At 59.9% G+C, this 21,230-nt stretch carries 17 protein-coding genes; 5 read left to right on the top strand and 12 right to left on the bottom strand.

What is annotated here, in order from left to right:
* Nucleotide 1: 1 nt before the first annotated feature.
* From M017_RS0121755 to M017_RS0121785, 7 genes are all read right to left on the bottom strand, one after another.
* Complete coding sequence (locus tag M017_RS0121755) at nt 2–2,197, bottom strand: TonB-dependent receptor (protein WP_031500302.1); 2,196 nt, start codon at nt 2,195–2,197, stop codon at nt 2–4.
* 373 nt (nt 2,198–2,570) lie between these two features.
* The gene (locus M017_RS0121760) at nt 2,571–3,290 is read right to left on the bottom strand and encodes an FkbM family methyltransferase (RefSeq protein WP_031500303.1); all 720 of its coding nucleotides are present in this window, start codon (nt 3,288–3,290) and stop codon (nt 2,571–2,573) included.
* A gap of 4 nt (nt 3,291–3,294) precedes the next feature.
* A complete protein-coding gene (locus M017_RS0121765; protein WP_051670710.1) occupies nt 3,295–4,167 on the bottom strand; it encodes a sugar phosphate isomerase/epimerase family protein in 873 nt (290 codons plus the stop codon).
* Nucleotides 4,164–4,727, bottom strand: coding sequence for a DJ-1/PfpI family protein (locus tag M017_RS0121770; protein WP_031500305.1), 564 nt, complete (start codon nt 4,725–4,727; stop codon nt 4,164–4,166). The genes M017_RS0121765 and M017_RS0121770 overlap by 4 nt, the downstream gene beginning before the upstream one ends.
* An 18-nt stretch (nt 4,728–4,745) precedes the next feature.
* Entirely contained in the window at nt 4,746–5,726 is a 981-nt protein-coding gene (locus M017_RS0121775; RefSeq protein ID WP_031500306.1) for a LacI family DNA-binding transcriptional regulator, read from the bottom strand.
* Nucleotides 5,727–5,755: 29 nt separating this feature from the next.
* Nucleotides 5,756–7,042, bottom strand: coding sequence for a Gfo/Idh/MocA family protein (locus M017_RS28135; protein WP_238326003.1), 1,287 nt, complete (start codon nt 7,040–7,042; stop codon nt 5,756–5,758).
* A 10-nt stretch (nt 7,043–7,052) separates the two neighbouring features.
* On the bottom strand, nt 7,053–10,436 hold the full coding sequence (locus tag M017_RS0121785; protein WP_031500308.1) for a TonB-dependent receptor: 3,384 nt from the start codon (nt 10,434–10,436) through the stop codon (nt 7,053–7,055).
* Between the two features lie 128 nt (nt 10,437–10,564).
* Between M017_RS0121785 and M017_RS0121790 the strand changes: the two genes are divergently transcribed.
* Genes M017_RS0121790 through M017_RS0121810 form a run of 5 tightly spaced genes read left to right on the top strand, consistent with a single transcriptional unit; the run spans nt 10,565 to nt 16,045 of the window.
* Nucleotides 10,565–11,134, top strand: a complete 570-nt coding sequence (locus M017_RS0121790; protein WP_031500309.1) for an RNA polymerase sigma factor — start codon at nt 10,565–10,567, stop codon at nt 11,132–11,134.
* A complete protein-coding gene (locus M017_RS0121795) occupies nt 11,131–11,841 on the top strand; it encodes a hypothetical protein (RefSeq protein WP_031500310.1) in 711 nt (236 codons plus the stop codon). Before M017_RS0121790 ends, M017_RS0121795 begins: the two co-directional genes overlap by 4 nt.
* On the top strand, nt 11,816–14,593 hold the full coding sequence (locus M017_RS0121800; RefSeq protein WP_162180008.1) for a CHAT domain-containing tetratricopeptide repeat protein: 2,778 nt from the start codon (nt 11,816–11,818) through the stop codon (nt 14,591–14,593). Before M017_RS0121795 ends, M017_RS0121800 begins: the two co-directional genes overlap by 26 nt.
* A 48-nt stretch (nt 14,594–14,641) precedes the next feature.
* Nucleotides 14,642–15,382, top strand: coding sequence for a methyltransferase domain-containing protein (locus M017_RS0121805; RefSeq protein ID WP_051670712.1), 741 nt, complete (start codon nt 14,642–14,644; stop codon nt 15,380–15,382).
* A gap of 21 nt (nt 15,383–15,403) precedes the next feature.
* The gene (locus tag M017_RS0121810) at nt 15,404–16,045 is read left to right on the top strand and encodes a 3-keto-disaccharide hydrolase (RefSeq protein ID WP_031500313.1); all 642 of its coding nucleotides are present in this window, start codon (nt 15,404–15,406) and stop codon (nt 16,043–16,045) included.
* A gap of 3 nt (nt 16,046–16,048) precedes the next feature.
* On the opposite strand, the gene M017_RS0121815 is transcribed toward M017_RS0121810, so the two are convergent.
* The 5 genes from M017_RS0121815 to M017_RS0121840 all read right to left on the bottom strand — a co-directional run bounded on the left by M017_RS0121815 (nt 16,049) and on the right by M017_RS0121840 (nt 21,230).
* Nucleotides 16,049–16,405, bottom strand: coding sequence for a phage holin family protein (locus tag M017_RS0121815; protein ID WP_031500314.1), 357 nt, complete (start codon nt 16,403–16,405; stop codon nt 16,049–16,051).
* 350 nt (nt 16,406–16,755) lie between these two features.
* Nucleotides 16,756–17,001: a hypothetical protein gene (locus tag M017_RS0121825; RefSeq protein WP_031500315.1), complete on the bottom strand. Its 246-nt coding sequence runs from the start codon at nt 16,999–17,001 to the stop codon at nt 16,756–16,758.
* Nucleotides 17,002–18,411, bottom strand: a complete 1,410-nt coding sequence (locus tag M017_RS0121830; RefSeq protein WP_031500316.1) for a hypothetical protein — start codon at nt 18,409–18,411, stop codon at nt 17,002–17,004.
* Entirely contained in the window at nt 18,411–20,096 is a 1,686-nt protein-coding gene (locus M017_RS0121835) for a dihydroxy-acid dehydratase (protein WP_031500317.1), read from the bottom strand. Before M017_RS0121835 ends, M017_RS0121830 begins: the two co-directional genes overlap by 1 nt.
* Nucleotides 20,097–20,120: 24 nt before the next feature.
* Nucleotides 20,121–21,230, bottom strand: a complete 1,110-nt coding sequence (locus M017_RS0121840) for a hypothetical protein (protein WP_031500318.1) — start codon at nt 21,228–21,230, stop codon at nt 20,121–20,123.

Below are 21,230 nucleotides of genomic sequence, written 5' to 3' on the forward strand. Positions count from 1 at the left end.
TCTAGAGCTGGAAGCGGAAGCCGCCGTAGACGGAGCGGCCGGGAGTGAGGAAGTAGAGATAGTAACGGCGGTCCAGCAGGTTGTCGGCTGTCGCAAAAAGCGAGAGGTGCTTGTTGAGTTTGTAGCCCGCGGTGAAGTCGGTTTCAAAGAAGGGGCTGTAGCTGCCGGGGACGCCGCGGACGACATCGGTGTTGGTGTCGGTGCTGAAGACCGGCGAGCTATAGCGGCCCGACCAGGTGGCTGTCCAACGTTGCCAGCCGGCGGAGGCCAGATAGCTGAGGGTGTGCTCGGGGACATAAGGAACGTTCTTGCCGACTGTCGCGGGAAGGGCATTGTTCTCGAGGATTCTCGCCCGGGTGAATGTGTAGCTTTGGCGGAGTTGGAGCCAGCGCAGAGGCGTCTGGCGGGCGGCAACTTCGACGCCGCGAGTCTGGCTGAGACCGGCGTTGGTGAGGCGGCGGATGCTGCCGTTGGGATTGGCGGCGAAATCGGTGGTGCGGTAGATCAAGTCGCTAACGCGATTGATGAAGTAAGTGGCTTCGAGGGAGTTTCCGGGGCGGAAGGACTTGGTGATGCCGCCCTCGTAGGCGAAGAGGCGTTCGGGTCTGACGTTTGGGTTGGCGAGGTAGTAGGTGCCGGAGAGATTGAGGTCGCGGTAGAGGTCATAGACGGTGGGGTTGCGGAAGGCATTGGCGACGCTGCCGCGAATCTGGAAGCCGGTGGTGATGCGATAGGTGGCGGCCAGTTTTCCGGTGAAGGCATTCGAGGAGCGGTCTGGATAGGGGATCAGCGGCGAGGTGAGGCCTGTCTGGTTCGCGCCGTCATAAGTGCGCCAGTAATCCCAGCGACCGCCTGCGACGACGAGTAAGTTCTCCAACGGCTCAAATTGGTATTGGGCATAAGCGGCCTGGTTCAGCGACTTGCCCTTGGCTTGCGAATCGGGCGGCGCAAAGCCTTCGCGAATGGCGTAGTTGGGGATGAGCTGTGCGGCGATGGCCGCGCGGTCGTGGCGCAGTTCGGTGCCGGCGATGAAGCTCTTGCCGTTGCCGCTCCAGGAGGCCTGAATGTTGCCGTAGATTCCTCGGCTGGCGGTGTTGACATAGTTGCCGCTGCCCGAGTTGAGAGTCGCGTTGGCGCCCGGGGTGATGTAGTAATCCTGCGGGGTGAGGGTGATTCCGGAGGCAACGCGGAGGGTCCAGTGGGAACTGAGCGTCGACAGGAGCTGGGCTTGCAGGATGTTCATCGTGGCCGCGGTGGGTGTGCCGATGAAGTTCGCCGGAGTAACCGAGAAGCGGCGATTGTCTGAGAGGACAAGGCCGCTGTCGACGGGATTGCCGGTGGTGTCGCGGAGGTTGGTTGTGTAGGCGTCGTAGCCGTCCTGGCGCGACTGGCGCATGTACTGGAAGCTGGCAAAGTGCTTTGGCGAGAAGTTGTATTCGGCGCGGGTGCGCCAGGCTTCCTGATGGAACCAATTCCGGCCGCGCGCGCCGATCTGGTAGGTGAGCCCGTTGGTGGGAGTGAGCCAGGGGGTGACGCCAACGACCGGGATGCCGCCGCTGAGTGTCGAGGGGGACTTCAGAACCTCTTGCGGCGAATAGCCGCCGGTCTGGAAGCGGTTGTATCCGACGCTGAGGCCGAGTTTCTGGAAGAAGCGATCGGAGGCGCGCAGCGAGTAGTTGGTGGTTTCACGATTGCCGTATTGGCCCATCACTTCGAGGTGCCGCTTGTCGACGGGCCTGGTGATCATGTTGATGACGCCGCCCATTGCGTTGCCGCCGTAGAGGCTCGAAAAGGGACCGCGCGCGACTTCCACCCGCTCCATCTCTGACGGCGAGAAGGTGGACCAGTTCACGTTGCCGATGTAGGAGTTGTTCATCGGCTGGCCGTCGAGCAGGATCAGAGTACGGTTCTGCCCGCCCCGGCCCGCAAAGCCGCGCAGGCCGAGGCCGAAATCGTTGTCGGCAGGACCTTTCGCGCGGAGACTGTTGACGCCCTCGGTGAGGGTAAGGGCCTGGTCGATCTGGCGGATGTTGCGATTCTCAAGCTCCTGCCGCGTCACGACGGAGGTGGAGACGGGGGACTTGTCGATCTCCATCGGACTGCGCGAGCCGATGACGGTGACGGTGGATTGGACCGGAGCTGGCTCCTGCGGCCACAGGAAAGAAGCACTACTGAAAATGAGAATGCAAAATCGCATTCGCTCATCGTAGCACTGATAATGATATTCGTGTATCGTTAATTGGGGCTGCCTGTCGTCGCAGAGTCAGGTCAGGGCCCGGGAGCTCTTTCCTTGGCGAGATCTAATTTCTAGTCGGGGTACCTATCACTTGACTCCTACCGATTCGTAAGCCATAAGGCTGACTCTGTCGTTCAAGTCCTACAGCTTGCATCTCACGATATCGCCGGCGATACGTGTCTTCCGATAGACGCTCTGCCGAAACAGGCCGCCAACAGATGGTCCCTTCATCGAGCAGTTCCACATAGATAGAGACTTGCTCTCCTTGCACAACGCTCAGTATCCAACAGAAGCTGCAAGTAATTGTGTCGAGTCTGTGCTGCGGGGCGGTGACCTAGGCGGGCCGATACCCGTGGACGTGGTAAGGCACGTAGTAGCGCGGGTCGGTATCGCGGGTGACCAGGGTGAAGCCGCATTCGGTGAGGAATTCGCGCACGAAGGCCAGTGTGCGAAAAGATTCGCCTTCGCCCCGGTTCGCGCGGAAATCGTGGGCTGAGATACAGACGTTTTTCGTTCGGGCGAGCGCCTGGCGGCAGCCCGGAAGCGCCATGCGTTCGGCGCCTTCGATGTTCATTTTGAGGAAGTCGATGGGGCCGATGCCTTCGCGGTGGCTGAGTTCGTCGAAGGGGATTCCCTCCACCGGAAAGCTGCGCTCTGATGGGGCGCCCTCGCGGACATAGTTCGACTCCCAGACATCCATGGTTTCAATCTGGAGCAACTCAGCCTTCTCCGTGGAGGCGTAGTTGCGCAGACGGACATTGTCGAGATGGTTCCATTCGCAGAGCTTGCGCAGGGCGAGGAAGGTGCTAGGGTGGGGTTCGATCGCCCAGACCTGCCCTGTGGGCCCGACCGCTTTTGAAAAAGCATAGACGTCTTCGCCACGACCGGCGCCGATGTCGACAATCGTGTCGCCGGGCTGCGGCTTGTAGAGGTGGAACCAGTAGTCGTCGGCATCGCGGAGGTACTTCGTGATCGCACCCTCCGGATTTTTCGTATCGGGAATCCGGGCCTCGCCTACTTGCCAGCCACGGATCTCATCCCAAAATTCAGTCACACTCCTATCGTAAATTGGCAGCGGCGAGAAGCGGTGCGATGTTTTCGTAGGAGCGCCTGGCGGCCGCGATGGGATCGTAGCCGGATTGGGTTTGCAGTTGGCGGGTGATCTCGATCAGGATGGGGCCGCGGTAGTTCTTCTGCTTGAGCAGTGCGAAGTATTCCTTGTAGTCGATGCTGCCGTCGCCGGGCAGCAGGAATTGCGCCTTGCCGTCGACCATACGCCCGTCCTTCAAGGTGATGAAGCTGCAGCGCGGCAGCAGCGTGTTGAGGCTCTTGGACAGCATGAGATTCAAGAGTTGGAAATGGCCGTAGTCATAGATGCCGGACAACGCCGGGTTGTTCACCTTGTTGAGCAGCCAGACCAGCTTTTCCGGTGTGTCTGAGGCGCTGCCAATGTGTGACTTTACCGCAAGCTTCAGTTTGTTTTCTGCCGCGACCCGGGCCCAATCGGCGAGCCGCGCGGCCATCTTGTCTTTGACCTGCTCCCACTCGTTCGGCTTGCCGCCGAGCACGGATTGCAGGATGGGCGGCGCTTGCGGCGCGAGATCGTGCGCGAGGGTGGCGGCGGCACGGATGCGGTCGAGCGTGGCCTGGTGGGCCTGTTCGTCGACGAGCGTGTTGAAGTTCTCGATCATGCTGAGGATCGGCAATGGCTGGCGCGCGATGCGCTTGCGCATGGCTGCGTCCAGCTTTGAGGGCTCGGTGGGCCAGCCCGGCATCAGACACAGCTCTGCGGCATCGTAGCCGATCTTGCGGATGGCGGTGAGCGCCGCCATGGGGTCGAGCGACTGCATGCCGTAGTTGCCGATGTAGAGCTGGACCGAGGACGGAGCGCGTGCCGCTGCCAGGAGCGCCAGGAAGTGGCGGCGAATCATTTTGCCGCCTCGCCTAACATACGCATGAACTCGGCCATGAAGAGGTGGTTGTCATGCCAGGTGCGGCCGGAAACGAGATTGCCATCGCGCACGCAACCTTCATTGACGAAAGTGCCGCCGGAGAAGGTGACGTCGAGCGCGCACTTGGCAACCGTGGCCACCTTGCGGCCGCGAATGACATCGGCGGCGGCAATGATTTCGACACCGTGGCAGACGCTGGCGACAGGCTTGTTGTGGGTAAAGAAGTGGCGTGTGATGTCGAGCAGATGCGGGTCGTAGCGGAGGTATTCGGGCGCGCGGCCGCCAGTGATGAAGAGACCCAGATACTCGTTGGGATCGACATCGCGGAAGGCGATGTCTGAGGCCATGTGATAGCTGGGGCCTTCGCGCGTGATGTCCCAGCCGGGAGGAATCTCGTGCATGACGAGGTGATACACGCGCTTTTCGGGGCCGGCAACGACCACTTCATAATTGTCCTCGCGGATGCGGAAGAAGGGGTACAGAGTATCGAGAGCTTCGGCGGCATCGCCGATGATGATGAGCACTTTGGGAGCTGACATAGAGAGTAAAGTTGAGCCTTATCGTAGTTTCAGAGTGGGTTTCAGAAGAATGGTTTCGTAGGGACGATTGGGGTCTTCGATGCGATTGAGAAAGAGCTGTGCGGCCACCGAGCCGACGCTCTGGCTGGGCTGGACGATGGTGCTGATGGGGATGTGAAAGACATCGAGCCAACCGGCATCGTCAGAGCTGAGGACTTCGATCTTGTTGGTGAGCCCGCGCTGCTGCAATGCGTCGACCACGCCGATGGTGAGCACCAGGTCGTCGACGAAGATCGCCTGCGGCAGGGGCTTGCGGTCGAGGAGTTGCATGCAGGCCGCGTAGCCGCCCTGGCTTGAGAGTTCGCCCTCGACATGGAGTGCTTCGTCGAGTGGCGTTGTTGCTTCACGATGGGCGCGTCGCCACCCGGTGAGACGGAATTCGCGTACCGACAGCGAGTCCTTTTGGGTGACGAGGCCGATGCGGCGGTGGCCTTTCTGCAAGAGATGGGAGCAGCCGAGCCAGGTGCCGATTTCAATGTCGGTGGCGACGACATCGGCAGCCGTGGGCTGTGGCACGCGGCCGACGAAGACGACGGGCCGGCGTTCGGCCAGAAGCTTGTCGAGCTCGAGGTCGAGGCCGGGAGCCTGGAACAGCAGCAGGCCATCGACGAGCCTGTCGCGGAAGGCAGCGATGTGGCGCGACTGCTCGGCGACGCGGTTGTGCGTTTGTCCGAGCAGCAGCGAATAGTTTGCCGTGCGCAGCGTGGTTTCCACGCCATCGACAACGTCGGCAAAGAAGGGATCGGGCGTACCAAAACTTGGAATCAGCATGCCGACCGTTTGCGTCGAACCCTGCTTCAGACTGCGCGCGAGTGCGTTGATGCGGTAGTCGAGTTCCGCGGCCGCCTTCTGGACGCGCACCGTCAGCTCCGGGCTGACATAGGTGGAGCGATTGAGAACGGCGGACACGGTGGCTACCGAGACCTTGGCCTTCTTTGCGACATCTTGCATGGTTGCCATAGAGTTTCAGTTTGCACTGAGACGGCGCCTTAGGTGGGCTCCTGGTAGTTTTTGCCGTCGCCTTCGTAGCCGACGCGTGGTGGGGCCTTGGCGAGCACCTTTTCTGTCTTGGGATCGAAGGCCATCATGCGGCGCTCGCGATAGGAATCGGAGGCAAGCTTGATCGCCGTCATCACCTGGTAGCCGAGGTGAGAGTTGAGGATCGGCTGTTGGCGGGTACGCATGCAGTCGTAGAAGTTGCGGGCATGATTGATGCGGATCTCGTTCAGATCTTTGGGCATGCATTCGATCTTCAATTCCGGCTTGCCGGCAGCGGCTTCAAACTTCTTGCGGAACTGCCGGTCGGGAGTGACGGTAATGGACCCATCGTAGAAAGCAAGCGTTGCTTCATGGCCATAGATGGCGGGGCCGTGGTGGCGCTCGGGGCCAATGCTGGCGGCGCTCGAGGCAACGGTGACAAAGAAACTGTCGTACTCGGCTGTCATCGTGAAGGTCTCTGGCACTTCGCGATCCTTGAACTGGTAGACGCCGCCATTAGCGCTGACCAGATTGGGGAAGCGGCCTCCGAGGGTGAGCATCATCGGGGCGAGGCGGTGGTACATGAAATCGGAAACAACGCCGTTTGAATAATCCCAGTATTTGCGCCAGCGGAAGTAACGTTCTCCGCTATAGGGACGCTTGGGCGCCGAGCCGAGGAAGCGGGGCCAATCGATGGTTTGCGCGGAAGCCTCTGCTTCGATGTCATATTCCCAGAGCCCGTAGACGGAGTTCATCGAGTAAGTGGATTGGGCGAAGAGGATGTTGCCGAGCCAGCCTTTCTCGACGATCTCCTTGGCCCGATGGTAGCGAGGGTCAGAGCACCATTGCGCGCCGATCTGCAGTACGCGGCCGGTGCGCTTGACGGTCTCGTCGATGTCCTTGGCTTCGGCAATGGTGAAGGTCATCGGCTTTTCGAGATAGACGTCCTTGCCGCCGTTGAGCGCGGCGATGGTCATCTTGTGATGCCAATGCTCGGGAGTGACGACCATGATCGCGTCGATGTCCTTGCGGGCAATAAGTTCCTGATAGTCGTGATGGATGTCCTTGGTTTCGAGCTTCACTTGCGCCGCGCCACGGCGCTTGGCGCCGGTGTAGATGTCGCTGATGCCGGCGATGTGGATCTTGCCTTCCTCGAGCATTGGCTTCTGGTAGATGCGGAGGTGGCGCATGCCAAGATTGCCGCAACCGATGAGGCCGACGTTGATGCGATCGTTGGCGCCGAGGACATTCGAATAGGCCACGGCGGAGAGCATTGCTGTTCGACGGGTGATTTGCACGGGTGCTTCCTTAAAAGATGATCTTCAGCGCGAGCTGGAGCTGGCGCGGGATGTTGAATTGCGAGGTGATGACGCCGAAGGAGGTGGTGCCTGCCTGGGTGCCGGGAGGTCCAAACTGGACGCGGTTGAAGGCGTTGAAGGCTTCCATGCGGAACTGCGCTTTCAGCGATTCGCGCAGCTTCCAGGTCTTGAACAGCGACAGGTCGTAGTTGGCGATGCCGTGGGTGCGCATGTCCGGCGCGGTGCGGCTGCTGTTGCCAAAGGTGAAGGCTGCTGGAACCGCGAAGGCGCTGGTGTCGAAGGCGCGATCGAGATTCTTCTGGATGGGGCCCGAGGGCGCCGTGCCGGTGGCGATGCGATTGGGGCGCGCGGCGCCGGTGCTGGTCATCACCAGGGGCAAGCCACTTTGGAAGCTGGCGATCGTGTTGAACTGCCATCCGCCGAGCAGGGCGTCCATGGGCTTAGACCAGGAGGTGCCAAAGTGGCGGCCACGGCCAACCGGCAGATCCCAGACGCCGCTGAGGACGAGGCGCTTCGAGACATCCTGGGGATCGAGCGAGCGCTCCATGCGGAGATTGGTTGGGTCCTGAATGCCGCTGACCGGGCCGTACATGTCTTGGGAAGAGTCGTTGATCGACTTCGCGGCAGTGAAGCCCACGAGCAGCGTGTAGCCCTTGGAGAGGCGCTTTTCGAGCTTCAATTGGAGCGAGTGGTATTGCGAGTTGCCGAGAGAAGGGAAGTCGGCAATCACACTTTGGTATTGCGGGAAGGGGCGGAGGAGTTGGCCGGCCTGGATAGTTGGGAGGGAGAGCGACGAAGTGGGGTCGGTGATGGTTCCATAGAAGGGATTGGGGACGAGTTGCTGATTGGCGGTGCCGAGGGCGGTTTGCGCGGCGGTCAGGGAGTTGACGTTGAGCGCGGGCAGGCCGAGCTTGTTGCCCTTGCTGCCGGCATAGGCGGCTTCGAGGAGCAGGGAGTTGCCCACCATTTGCTGGAGTGAGAAGTTCCATTGCTGGATGTACGGCGTGGCGAACGAGAGGATGAGGGAGTTGACGCTTTGCCCGAGGAAGAGGTCGGGGCCAAAGGTGGATTTCGGTTGTGGCTGGTTGATGCCGTTGGGGAAGGGGTTGGCGAGGTTGACGATGGGCGTGATGCCATCGATGGTGGAGATGATGCTGGTGTTCGAGGTGAAGCCGTCGGCATAAGTGCCACTGAGGCTCGCGTCTGTTGGGGGCAGGCCGAAGAAGATGCCGTAACCAGTGCGGATGGTGGTCTTAGAGAAGAGCTGGTAGGCGAGGCCAAAGCGCGGGCCGAAGTTATTCAGATCGGTCTTGTCGACCGGGCGATTGTCCGGGCCACGGAACAGCATTTGTCCCTTGAGATTCGGAAGCGAAGGCACCTTTGTGGCGATGGGCGAAGGAAGCGAGCCATCGAAGATACTGATGCGGTCATAGCGTTCGGTGCGGGGATGATTCACTTCCCAACGCAGACCGACATTGAGGGAGAGTTTCTTGGTGGCGCGCCAATCGTCCTGGACATAGAGACCCTGGTAACTGCCGCGATAGGCCGTGGCAGGTTGGGTGCGAATAGAACCGGAGGGATAGCCAAGGAGCATGGTAGCGATGCCGTTGCCGGCAGTGGTGGAGGCTTGATTCGGGTTGGGACCTTGGGTGAAGTTTGTCCCGAAGGAGAGGCTGCCTTCCGCCAGGTTGTTCTGGAGTTGGTTGTTATAGATCGCGCGATAGTCGAAGCCAAACTTCAGCGTGTGAGCGCCTCGGATCTTGGTGCCGGACGCAAGCATGGTGTGGGCTGTCTGGGTGCTGTAGTTCTGCGCGCCGTTGCCGAGACCAGCATAGCCACTGGCGCTGATCACCGGAAGCGCGTGCACTTGCTGGCCGTCGCGGAAGCTGGGGGAGAAGCCGAGCGTCGTAATGTCGAGGCCATCGCTCCAGGCGACGCGGGTGCCGTACATGTGGGAGAGGCCATAGTGGACGTTGAAGATCAGGGTGGGCGAGAGGGTACCAGTGTATTGCACGGTGCCGGAACGCCGCCGCTGGATGAGCGGAGGATTGCTGGGGTTGCCGGCATTCTGGAAGTAGTTCGGCTCGCCGGTGCGCGGGTTCTGGATCGAGACGCGGCCCATGATGCGGTGTGCGGGCGTGAAGTTGTGATCGATGCGGGTGTCGAAGGTGTCGGTGGTGTTGACGCGTGAGGAACTGAGTACGAGATTGCCGTTAACGCGGTCGTTGTTGGGCAGCGGGTAGAGGCTGAGCAGCTTGTTTGCGACCGGGCTAATCCGGTTTGAGGGAATGACGTTGCCCGCAAAAGGAGTTCGCGTGGAGCCTGTGAGCGGATCGTAGATGAGAATGCGATTGCCGGCAGAGTTGAGGGTCTGCGAGAAGTCGCCGGTGCGTTCGAGAGCGGTGGGCACGGTGAAGGTGGTGGGGGCGAGAGCGGATTCGCGGAAGGCTTCGTAATCGGTGAAGAAGAAGGTGCGATTGCGGCCGTTGTAGATCTTGGGGATCAGGATGGGGCCGCCCAAGGTGAAGCCTGCCTGGTTGCGGCGCAGGTTGCCGAGCGGAATTCGATTGCGATTCTGGAAGAAGTCGTTCGCATCGAACTCGGAGTTGCGCAGGAACCAGTAGACCGTACCGTGTGGCGTGTTGCCGCCGGATTTGGTGATGAAGCTGATGACACCACCATTGGAGCGTCCAAATTCGGCGCTCATCGCATTGGTCTGGACCTTGAACTCTTCGACGGAGTCGGCATTCGGCGTGTGGATGAGCAGGAAGCTGCGATTGCGCGGCACGGTGTCGGTGGCGCCGTCGAGCAGCACTTCGCTGGTGCCGTTGCCGGCGCCGTTCATGCCAGGGATGGAACCGCCCAGATGAATCGGCGCCGGGCCTCTGGGGACAGGCACCACGCCAGGGACGAGTGTGGCGAGGGATAGCGGATCGCGGCCGTTGAGCGGCAGATCGACAATGCGCTTGGACTCGATCACCTGGCCAAGCGTGTTGGTGGAGGTGTCGAGGAGTGTCGCCTGGCCGTCCACCGTAATCTGCTCGCTAACGGAGCCGAGCTCCAGTTTGAAATCGACATTCAGGTTGTCTTCGACACTGAGGCGGATGCTGGTTCGATTTGCGCGGCGAAATCCCTGTGCCTCGGCGGAGACGGAGTAGAGTCCGGGGACGAGAAAGGGGAAGGTGTAGTTTCCTTTGGAGTCTGTGGTGAAGTTGCGGGTGATGTTGGTTCCCGTGTTGGTGACTGTGACGGTTGCGCCCGGGACAGGGGCATCCTGGGTGTCGCGAACCGTGCCGAGAATAACGCCGGAAGCGGTTTGGGCGACCGCGAGCGAGGCGGCGAGCACGAGCAGTAGAGTGAGGCGGATGAGCATGGTGGGACTCCTTGGGCCGGTAGCGTATCGATTAGCGAAACGATTCGATAAGGACTTTATCGAAGTTTGGAAGTTCCGTCAACCAGATTCTCGCTCTCGCTCGATTTCACAGACTAAAATATTTCCACGTGGACTTCGTCGGACTCATTGCGCAAATCCGCAAGGAAGATCGAAACGCGGAAGCGGAGTTAGTCACCTACTTCGAGCCGCGCATTCGAGCCTATACCGGCGCCAGGACCTCGGACTTCGATCTGATTCAGGAAGTGACCCAGGAGACTTTAATCGCCGTACTCTGCGCGGTGCGTGATGGAAAGCTCCGGCAAGCGGAAACTCTGGCTTCCTTTGTCTATGCCGTTGCCAGGAATCAGTTTGCGGATGCGATCCGCCGGAAGGTGCGCGAGCAAGCAGAGCCGATCCTGGAGAATCATCATTTGGTTGCTGCCGCTCCGAAACAGGTATCGGAGTTGATGGAGACCGCGCGCCGGGAGATCTCGAACCTGGAGGCGACAGACCGCCGCATCCTCTGGATGACGTTGATTGACGGCTATAAGCCTGGGGAAGTGGCTCACTTGATCGGAATGAGTGCAGAACTGGTGCGGCAGCGGAAGTCCAGAGCTCTAAAGAAATTGGTGAGTAAGTTGCAGCCGCTGTCACGAATCGTGCAACGCTGGCCACTCTTAAAGGGAGAGCCCAAATGAATTGCACGGACTTTGCGCAGAAAGAAGTTGCCGAACAGTATCTCTCCGGCCAACTCAGCGAGGAGATGCGTGAAGCCTATGAGTCTCATTATTTTCAGTGTGAGGATTGCTTTGCAGAGCTCGAAGCCATGCGCGTGATTCGAGCTGGCTTAGAAGAACTTGGGCCGGGGCGGCAGTCTCGGAGAACTCCTCTGCGCTGGATTCTGGCCGTGGCCGCAGCCGCTTGTCTGTCCGTGTTTTTGTGGCGTTCCTCCAGCCGGGAAGCACCTGCCGTGTTACCGGTGGAGCGCCCGGTTCTGACCGCACAAGTGGCTCCTCCTCCATATCAGAATGCGACGCTCCGTGGTACGCAGAGCGCGGAGAAGGTGGCTTTCCGTGACGCGATGCGCGGATATTCCAAGGGAGATTTCGCCGGTACGGCGTCTGCCTTGCGCATCGTTTTAGAAAAGTATCCCGATGCGCTGGAGGCACGTTATTTTCTTGCGATCTGCCGTTTGTATTCCGACCCCCACTCCGATGTGGCACACGAGTTAGAATCAATCGCGAATAGCAATTCCACTTACTCAGAAGAGGCGCGTTTCTATCTGGGCTACTCGTTGCTGCGCTCGTCGCAGTTGCAAGCGGCTCGCCGCGAGTTGGAAGCGGTGATTGCACAACATGGAGATTACGAAGGCAAAGCTCGTGAACTACTGGCTACGCGCCGTTAGATGTCTGGTGCTGCTGGCCGCGAGCAGCGGCGCGCAGGAGGAGTGGCGGACGCTTTCGGACCGGCAGATTCGCGATCACGATCTGAAGGGTGCGCAAGTGACCCTTGATCTGGCTCGTGCCGCTGCCGTTTCCCGCGCGGGCGCCCATTCTGAGGCGAGTGCCGATATCGATCTCCGCCTTGCCTATCTGCGCTATCTGGCGGGCGACTATCGTGGGGTGCATGAGATTTCGACGCGTGCCTTGCAGAGCTACGAGACCGCGCTTGGGCCACGGAGCCTGAAGTCTGTGGAGGCGCTGGTTTGGATCGGCTCGGCGCACAGCGCCTTGAACGAGTATTCACAGGCGCAGGAAAAGTTGACGCGGGCCTTGGAGATCCATCAGCAAGTGGGCGCGGGCGAAGATGTGCTGCTTGGGAGAATCCTCAATCAACTGGCGGGAACGCAGATTGGAGCCGGGGATTTTGCCGCAGCGAAGATTACGATTGAGCGAGCCATCGCGGTTCTCGAGGGGCTTGGGGCGAGTGGCGAGGACCAGCTCTCGACCGCCTTGCGCCAGTTTGCTTACATTCTGACGGAACTCGGTGATTTTGCGGGAGCCCGTTTGGCGAACCAGCGAAGTTTAGCGATTCTCACCCGGCGTGGGGGAGAGGATGCCGTTTCGGTTGCGGATCTGCTGGTGGTTGCGGGCAATGGCGAGAAGGATGCCGGCAATTGGACCGCCGCCCGCGACATGCATCGCCGTGCTGTTGCGATTTATGAGAAGCGGCTGGGGCCAGAGAACACGCGGAGCGGCGGCGCGCTGGACAGTCTGGGGCAGGACCTGCTGGGTCTGAAGGATTACGCCGGTGCGCGGCTTGCGCTGGAGCGTGCGGTGAAGATTCAGACGGCGGCGCTGGGGGCGCGGCATGTCTGGACGGCGAATGCGATTCAGGGGCTGGGACAGGTGGCTGCGGCAGAGGGTAAGTATGAAGAGGCACGACAGTTCCTGGAGCAGACTCTCGACATCTGGCGGGAGAAACTGGGCGACTCCCATCCCTTCACTTTGAACGCCGCAACACGCCTGGCTGAGGTGTTGGGGAATCTGGGACGGCGTGAGGATGCCTTTGCCCTGGCGCTGGAGACGACACGGAGGCGGCGGGATTATCTGGCCAGTACCTTGCGGACGGTGGAAGAGCGGCAGGCGCTACGCTATGCGTCGAGCCGGACGAAGAGTCTGGATTTGATGTTGTCCTATCTTGGAAAAGATCCGCAGGAGCTGCGCGCGGCCTGGGATGTTCTGATTCGCATGCGCGTGCTGGTGCTCGATGAGATGGCCGCCCGGCAGCGTGCGGTCCGGCAGGTGGAGAATCCGCAGATCCGTGAGATGGTCCAGCAGGTGATGACCGCGCGGTCCAATTTGGCTCGTCTTGCCGTACAAGGCAAAGGGGCGAAGTTACAGGCGGACTTTGATGCGCAGATGGAGGCACACCGGGCTTCTGTTGACGGCGCCGAGGCAAACTTAGCGGTGCACAGCAGGGCCTTGCGAATTGAGATCGCCCGGGAACGTGCGGGGCTTGCGGAGGTGCAAGCCGCATTGCCGCAAGGGGCTACGTTGGTGGGCTATGTGCGCCAGGAGCGGTATCTCGCCTTCGTTTGGCGGACAGGGGAGGGGACGCCGCGCCTGGTGGATCTTGGCGCTGCCACACGCATCGATCGGAGCATGAAGCTGTGGCGGGCGGAGTTAGATCGCGAACGCGATGCGGCGGGTCGCAATCAGTTGAAGAATGAAGCGAGTTACCGCGAGCTTGCGGCGTCGCTCCGGAAGCTTGTGTGGGATCCTCTCGGCATCACGGGCAAGGGGCCTGTCTTTGTGGTGGCGGATGGCTCGCTGCAGGCGTTGAACTTTGCTGCCCTGGTGATGAAAAATGGCCAATACCTAGCTGAAGCCGGGCCTCTGGTTCATCTTCTGGGGGCGGAGCGGGATCTGGTGGGGCAACCGGAATCGGTGGACCGGAACACGCGGATGTTCGCTCTGGGCAATGCCTCCTTTGCACAGCAACCGATTCAGCTCTCTCAGGCGAAGACTGCTTTTCGCGGTCTGCGTCCGGCCTGTGAGGACTTTGCCACGCGTTTGTTTGAGCCCCTGCCGGGATCGGCCGCGGAAGTACGGAGCATTGCCCAGATCTGGCGGCAGCGAGGCTGGAAGGCCGATGTCTTCACCGGTAGCGGCGCTACAGAGAGTGCGTTGAAGGCTGGGAGTGCACAGGCGCGCGTAGTGCATGTCGCGACGCATGGATATTTTTTGGAATCCTGTGCCGGGTCAAATGTGGCGATGGAGAATCCGCTACTCCGTTCCGGGCTGGCCCTTGCTGGTGCGAACCATCGGCAGATGGCGAAGGAGGGGCAGGACGATGGCATTCTCACCGCCGAGGAGGCGAGCACGCTGGATTTGAGCGCTGCGGAGTGGGTGGTGCTCTCTGGTTGTGACACGGGCGTTGGGGAGTTGCGTGCGGGCGAAGGTATTCTTGGCTTGCGCCGGGCGTTTCAACAGGCAGGGGCCCGCACGATCATCACGAGTCTGTGGCCGGTTGATGACGAGGAAACCAGACGATGGATGACACTCCTGTACCGGCAACGCTTCCAGAACCAAGAATCGACCGTCGATTCCCTGCGGACTACGAACCGTCTGATGATCCGTTCTCTGCGGAGCGCCGGCAAGAGCACGCACCCCTACCACTGGGCGGCTTTTGTTGCGATCGGGGATTGGCGCTAAGCTCGCTACACTCTAGAAATGCTGTGTTGCGCCGTTCGGGATTGCCATTTGGCGCTTGTGAGAGAGGGACGGCAATGGCGTTGCGCGAAGGGTCATTCCTTCGATATCGCACGGAGCGGCTATGTGAATTTGTTGCAGCCGCAGGAGCGCCGGTCAAAGAATCCCGGAGATACTGCTGAGGCTGTTGCCGGACGTCGCCGTTTGCACGATTTGGGCGTGACGGCTCCGTTGTTTCGCGGCCTCGCCGCGTTTCTGCAGGCTTCAGAAACGGATGTTGTGCTCGATGCCGGTTGTGGCGAAGGCTTCTATCTCGGATCGCTGGCGAAAGAGAGTGGCTGCGAAGGCCATGGGATGGATATTTCGATTCCAGCCATTGATGCGGCGGCGCGGCGCTATCCAAGTTGCGCGTGGATTGTGGGGAATGCCGATCGGTCGATTCCTTATTCCGATCGTAGTTTTTCTGTGGTGATGTCGATTACGGCACGGATGAATCCGGCGGAGTTTCGCCGCGTTCTGCGCGATGATGGGCGTCTGTTGGTTGCGATTCCCGCGCCGGATGATTTGATCGAACTGCGCGGGAAGGGCAGAGAGCGTGTCGAACGCACGGCAGAAACCTTTGTCGACGGTTTCCAACTGGTCTCGCAGCAGAAGGTGAGCACGACGGCCGATCTGGATGCCGCCGCGGTACAGGATGTCCTGCACTCGATTTATCGTCCCTTGCACGCGGTCGATGCGGCATCGATGCGGGTGACCTTCAGTTTTGATCTCCTTTTATTTCGCGCTGCCTAGATGTTTTGGTAGTCTTTCAGAATGAATCGCAGAGAAGCTGGATTGATCCTTCTGGGGGCCATGTCTGCACAGGCAGCGCCAGGTGGTTTTAAAAAACTGTTCAATGGCAAAGACCTGACGGGCTGGACGCTTGTGAAGGGTCATGGGGTCGGCTATGTGGTGGAGAAGGGAGTGCTGGTTTGCCCCGAGAATGGTGGGGGGAACCTCTTCACAGAGAAAGAGTACTCTGACTTTGTGCTGCAACTGGAATGGCGGCTCTGGGATGGTGGCAACAATGGCGTGGGGATTCGTGCCCCGCTCGAAGGGGACGCCGCCTATGTCGGAATGGAAATCCAAATTCTCGACGACGAATCTGAGAAGTATAAGAAGGGTGCAGGGCTCAAGCCCACCCAGTACACCGGCAGCGTCTACGATGTCTTTCCAGCTAAGCGCGGATCGGTGTTGCGCGATGGCGTGTGGAACAAGTACCAGATTGAAGCAAAGGGCCGCAGGGTCAAGGTGACACTGAACGGCAATGTCGTCTCCGATGTGAATCTCGATGATGCCAAGGACGAAGCCGTTTTGAAGAAGCATCCGGGGCTGGCGCGCAAGAGCGGCCATATCGGATTCCTCGGTCACGGAACCCGCGTGGAGTTCCGCAACATTCGCATCAAGGAACTCTAGGCGCTACTTGGTTTCGCTGAAGATCTGTCCCAGCAGCAGGTGAAACAGGCCGCTCACCAGCGACATGACGAGCGAGCCGAGCAATGCTGGGACAAATCCGTCAACACGGAATCCCGAGACAAACTTCGCTGCCAGTAGAAACATCAGCGCATTGATGATCAGGCTAGACAGCCCGAGAGTCAGGCAACCGATGGGCAAGGTCAGCAGTTTCAGGATATTGCCCAGAGTTGCGTTCACTAGACCGATCACCAGGGCGGCAAGCAGGATAGTGGGAACGGTGCTGACATGAACACCGGGGATGAACTGCGTAACTACATAGAGCGCGATCGCGCTGACGATCCATTTGAGAATGAGTGACATGTTCGACTTTGTTGCTCCTGAGAAAAGCCCGGATCGCTTCGTCCACTTCCTGAGAGTTTTCCCTGATCAGGAAGTAACGAACGCCAGACATAAATCTGTACTGCAGATGGGGGAAGAGCGTCTTCAAATATAACTCTTCTCCAGGCGGTTTGTGCTGCCCTGCGCGCTTGCAAACTGCTCTGTCGTCCGTACGGAGGGGGCGGATCTGCTTTGCAAAGAAGTTGGAATAGCAGGCGTGGCCATGGAGGAAGAAGGGAGTGCCCCTGGTGATCTCGAAGGGCTGCTTGCCGGGAGCACCACCTCTGAGGCGATGCGCGGAAGGCCGAGGAGAGACTGCAGAAGCAGACGAATCATTGGAATCCAAGGCCAAAAATGGCCACACCAAGGGTGCGTTCATCTCCTGGTGCGGTGTAGCCGGGAGATGATTCGATGCGAACTTCAACGGGGCCACTGAGCGAGTGCTTCAAGGGAAAACTCACAACGGGGATACCGCGTTCGGTGAAATGTTTCTCCCCGATCCATTCGTTGTTGAGATAGATTTTGGTGTGAATCTGTTTCAGTTGCTCGATGACGGTCTGTCCGATATTGAAACGCACCTAAAGGGCAGTTGCCCCGGGAGGAGCAGCCAGCATGAGTGTGGCGGTGGGCGCAGTCCAGCGGAAGCCATTCTCCTGTTCATACCAGCCAGACTTCAATTGCCAGCTCGAACTTGGTACCTGGAATTCAAGATAACTTCTCTTTGCTTCGGCAAAATGATGAGGCTGGATGGTGAGCCGATTGGTGGGCTGGAACCAGGACAGCGTTGGGAGTTCGCGATCCTGCGCGAGTAACCTTGCGGATTCCAGTTCTGAATTGAGAATTTCCGCCATTGGCCTTTGGGTGATGAGACGGAGAGCGCCCTGCATGCCATAGAGCTGCAAACCAGGCGGTACATTCTCATAAAAGGCGGGCGGCTCGATGGGAGCCTCCTCATGTGCCTTCTGCAACTGCTCCACCCAGGCACGGGATTCTTGCGCAATGCTGAGTTCCGTCTTTCGTTTCTCTCGCAAGGCGCCATAGTTGAGCCCGCACCAGAGAAGCAACCCGGTGGCGAGCGCGCTTCGAGGTACTCGTGAGAAGACAAAGGCCAGGCCGACGCAGGCTGGGATCAGGGGCACATAAAGATAGACGCTGAAGAGCCGTGCGGGCAGAAAGAGAAGGGGGATCAGCAGTGCGAGCGTTCCCGCGAAATACTTCAGAATCTGCCATTCCCGAACGAAGTACAGAAGCGGCGCCAATAGGATGGCCCCATATCGGCTGATCGCAGCCTGCTGGGCGTAAAAAGGCAGCGTGGTCCGTAAGGAAGAGAGGTTGAATCGCAGCGTATAGGCGTTGTCCCTCCCCGCGTTGGCGCGCAAGGCTTGCAGGCCAAAATTTGCACTAATCAGAAAAAAGGGAATGGCGCGCCGCCAATGATCGAGCGCCAGTACGACGGGGAAGAAGAGCGCCACCTCTTTGGATTTGTACGCGAGCCAGAAGCTGGCGAGTGCCAGCGGCCAATAGCGGGTACTGAAGAGGAGCCAAGTGATCAGGCAGAAGCTGGCGCACAGCAGATCGAAGATGTACATCGGCTTCCAGAACGCTTCGAGCAGCGCGGTGTGGAAGAGGAAGAAGACGGTGATGGCCCAGGTGGCTAGCTCCTGCCCGGTCTTTCGCCAGACAATCCAGGCGAGCATTGCGGCATTGCAGAGGTGGATCGCAAAAAGAATCGGAATGTAGCGTGAGAAGTCGAGGCCAAAGCGCAGGCCGGCAATGCGGTAGAACATGGCGCCGGTGGGGCGCTGATTCGATTCTGAAAAAGTGGGTGTCAGCAGTTGCTTGGAGAAGGGGAAACGATCCGCGCTGGGGACCGTGGCCCAACTCAGATTATCGAGATCGTCTCCGGAAAAATAGCCCTCGAAGGCGGCCCGATTGGCAATGAGAAATAGAGTGAAGATCGCAATCGCGATCAGAAAACGCTTCATCATCAGTTTCGTTTGAGAAAGTCGAAATCACAGCCGAGATGAGCCTGCTCAACGTGGTCGAGAAAGAGCTTGCCGTATCCGCGCGTGTAATGAGGTTGGGGTGCTGGGCGCTTTGCCAGCCGTTGCTCGATCGTGCCTGCAGGGACTGCCAGGGTCAACCGGCGCTCCGGAACATGCAGTTCAATCTCGTCGCCTGTCTCGACCGCTGCCAGCGGTCCGCCAATCCAGGCTTCGGGACTGATGTGCAATACAACGGTTCCGAAGCTGGTGCCGGACATGCGCGCGTCCGAAATGCGAACCACATCGGCGACTCCTTTCGCCATCAGACTCTTGGGCAGCGGCATATGACCCCACTCGGGAAAGCCCGGCGCACCGTGCGGCCCTGCATTGCGAAGCACCAGGACGCTGGAGGCATCGACGTCGAAGGACTCGTCATTCACCTTGGCCAGCATCTCGTCCTTTGACTCGAAGACGATCGCACGGCCACGCGTGGTGAGGAGAGAGGGGGAGGCTGCACTGGTCTTGATGAGCGCACCATGCGGTGCGAGGTTGCCGCGCAAGACCTTGATGCCGCCGTTCGTGTCGAGCGGATGGTTCAGGTCGCGGATTACAGGTTGTGGATGTGTGCGGTGGCCTGCCAACTGGACGCCGAGCGAGTGGCCGCTGACAGTCAGCGCATCCGGCTGGAGCAAGGGCAGCAGGTGTTGCAGGAGCGTGGCCGCGCCACCAGCGTAGGCGAAGTCTTCCATCAGGTATTGACCATGCGGTTTGAGGTCGAGCAGGAGCGGGGAAAGATTCGAGATCGCTTCAAAATGATCGAGCGTGAGATCCACTCCGACCCGTCCGGCAATGGCAAGCAAATGGACCACCGCGTTGGTGGAAGCTCCTGCCGCCATGAGCGCGGTGATCGCATTGTGAAACGCATGGATCGTGAGGACTTCAGATGGTTTGGGGCCCTGCCGGGCCATCTGGACTGCGCGGGTGCCGCTCTGTTCTGCGATTGTGAAACGGCGGGCATCGACGGCAGGCCAAGCGGCGGCATCGGGCAGCGTCATCCCCAGCGCTTCGGCAATGAGCGCCATCGAACTGGCTGTTCCCATCACCATGCAGTGCCCCTGTGAGCGCGCGATGGAACACTCTAACTCTTCCATGTCTCCGTCGTTCAGTTGCCCGGCGCGATAGAGATCGAAGAGCTTACGTCCGTCCGTACCGCTCCCGAGAGTTTGCCCGCGAAAGGTTCCAGAAAGCATCGGGCCGCCAGGCACCACAATCGCTGGAACATCGGCGCTTGCCGCGCCCATCAGCAAGGCCGGAATCGTCTTATCGCAGCCTCCAAGAAGGACAACCGCATCGATCGGATTGGCGCGGATCATCTCTTCGACGTCCATGCTCATCAGATTGCGATACAGCATCGCTGTCGGCTTGAGAAACATCTCGCCCAGGCTGATGACAGGGAACTCGCAAGGCACGCCACCGGCGGCCCAAACGCCCCGTTTGACGGCTTCGGCCACTTGGGTGAGATGGCGATTGCAGGGGTTGAGGTCGGAGGCCGTATTGCAGATGCCGATCACTGGTTTGCCTTCTGTGATCGCTCGTGTGAGGCCTTGGGCGCGGAGTGTAGAGCGGCGGGCGAACGAGTAATATTCGCGCGAATCGAACCAGCCTTGAGATCGAAGTGAGGAAGCCAAGTGTCGAGTGTATCGCGGCTTAGTCTAGAACAGACTGGCCTGGCTGGCCTGCATCAATTGGACTTTCCGCTCGCCTCCGGCGCGCAGCCAGTACAACTCGTTCTCGCAGTCTGCGACACACTGCGCATGGCCGCGGGCACTGGCTTCCGCCAGCAACAATTCGTAGAGCCAGATCGCTTCCGCAACACGATGATTCACCCGGAAGAAAGAACCGGCCTTGCGTGCGACTCGTTCTCCGAGGGACCAATGCACCTGAAACAATTCCGGAAGAGAACGTTCAAACTCGAAAGTGCAGAACGGGAGCGTCTCCCCTTCGTGCGAGGGCGTTGCGCGCAGCATGGCATAAGGATCGAGCGGCGCGGTCTCTTCGATCTCGAGATCCGGCAGTCCAACAGCGCCGTGGGTACGGAGGCTGAGAATCGAGGACTGCGCGGGGGGCAGGATGGGGTCGCCGTCGTAGCCGTTCACAATCCAAAGGGCACGGCCACCGGGCACGATTGCTTTGAGAGCGCCGTCCCGCAAGGCGGCAACCTGATGTGGCGCTTCCACCCAGTGCACTGCTTCAAAGTGCGGGCGCGCCAGAGTTGCAAAGTGCTGGCCAAACTGGGTTCGCACGGCAGGGCTGGGATGAGAAACCGCGAAGTTTTCCGTATTGTCGATGAGCCTTGCAAAGAGGGCTTCGAGCAGACCCGCATCCACCTCAACGGGCACTTGCGGACGAGCGATTTCCGGCTCTGGTAAGCGCGGCCGCCAGGCGATTGACCAGGCTTCAATCTGACGGAGCGCGGCGACCGGTGAGGTGGCCCAGTCAGCCCGTTTCGACTTGGCGAGCAGCGGTGGCAGTGGCAGCGAATTCAGCGTCACGATTGCTGTGGGCGCGTGAGATTCGATTCGCTCGAGCAAAGGCGCGTAGACTTCGCGCGGCGAGCCGCCCTCGGGCAAGATGTCTTGCGAGAGCAGAACAATTAAGGCATCGCCGGAGCTGCAGGCATCGGCGAGATCTTCCAGAAAGGATTCCCGGGTCACTCCGATGTGAGCCACTTGGAGGTCAGTGAGCCGATTGAGGCGGGTACGGATTGCCAACGCGGCAGCGTCCTGCGCCGCTGAGTAGAACAGCGAAATACCGGCGGACAT

The organism is Bryobacter aggregatus MPL3, assembly GCF_000702445.1.
Classification (GTDB): Bacteria; Acidobacteriota; Terriglobia; order Bryobacterales; family Bryobacteraceae; genus Bryobacter; species Bryobacter aggregatus.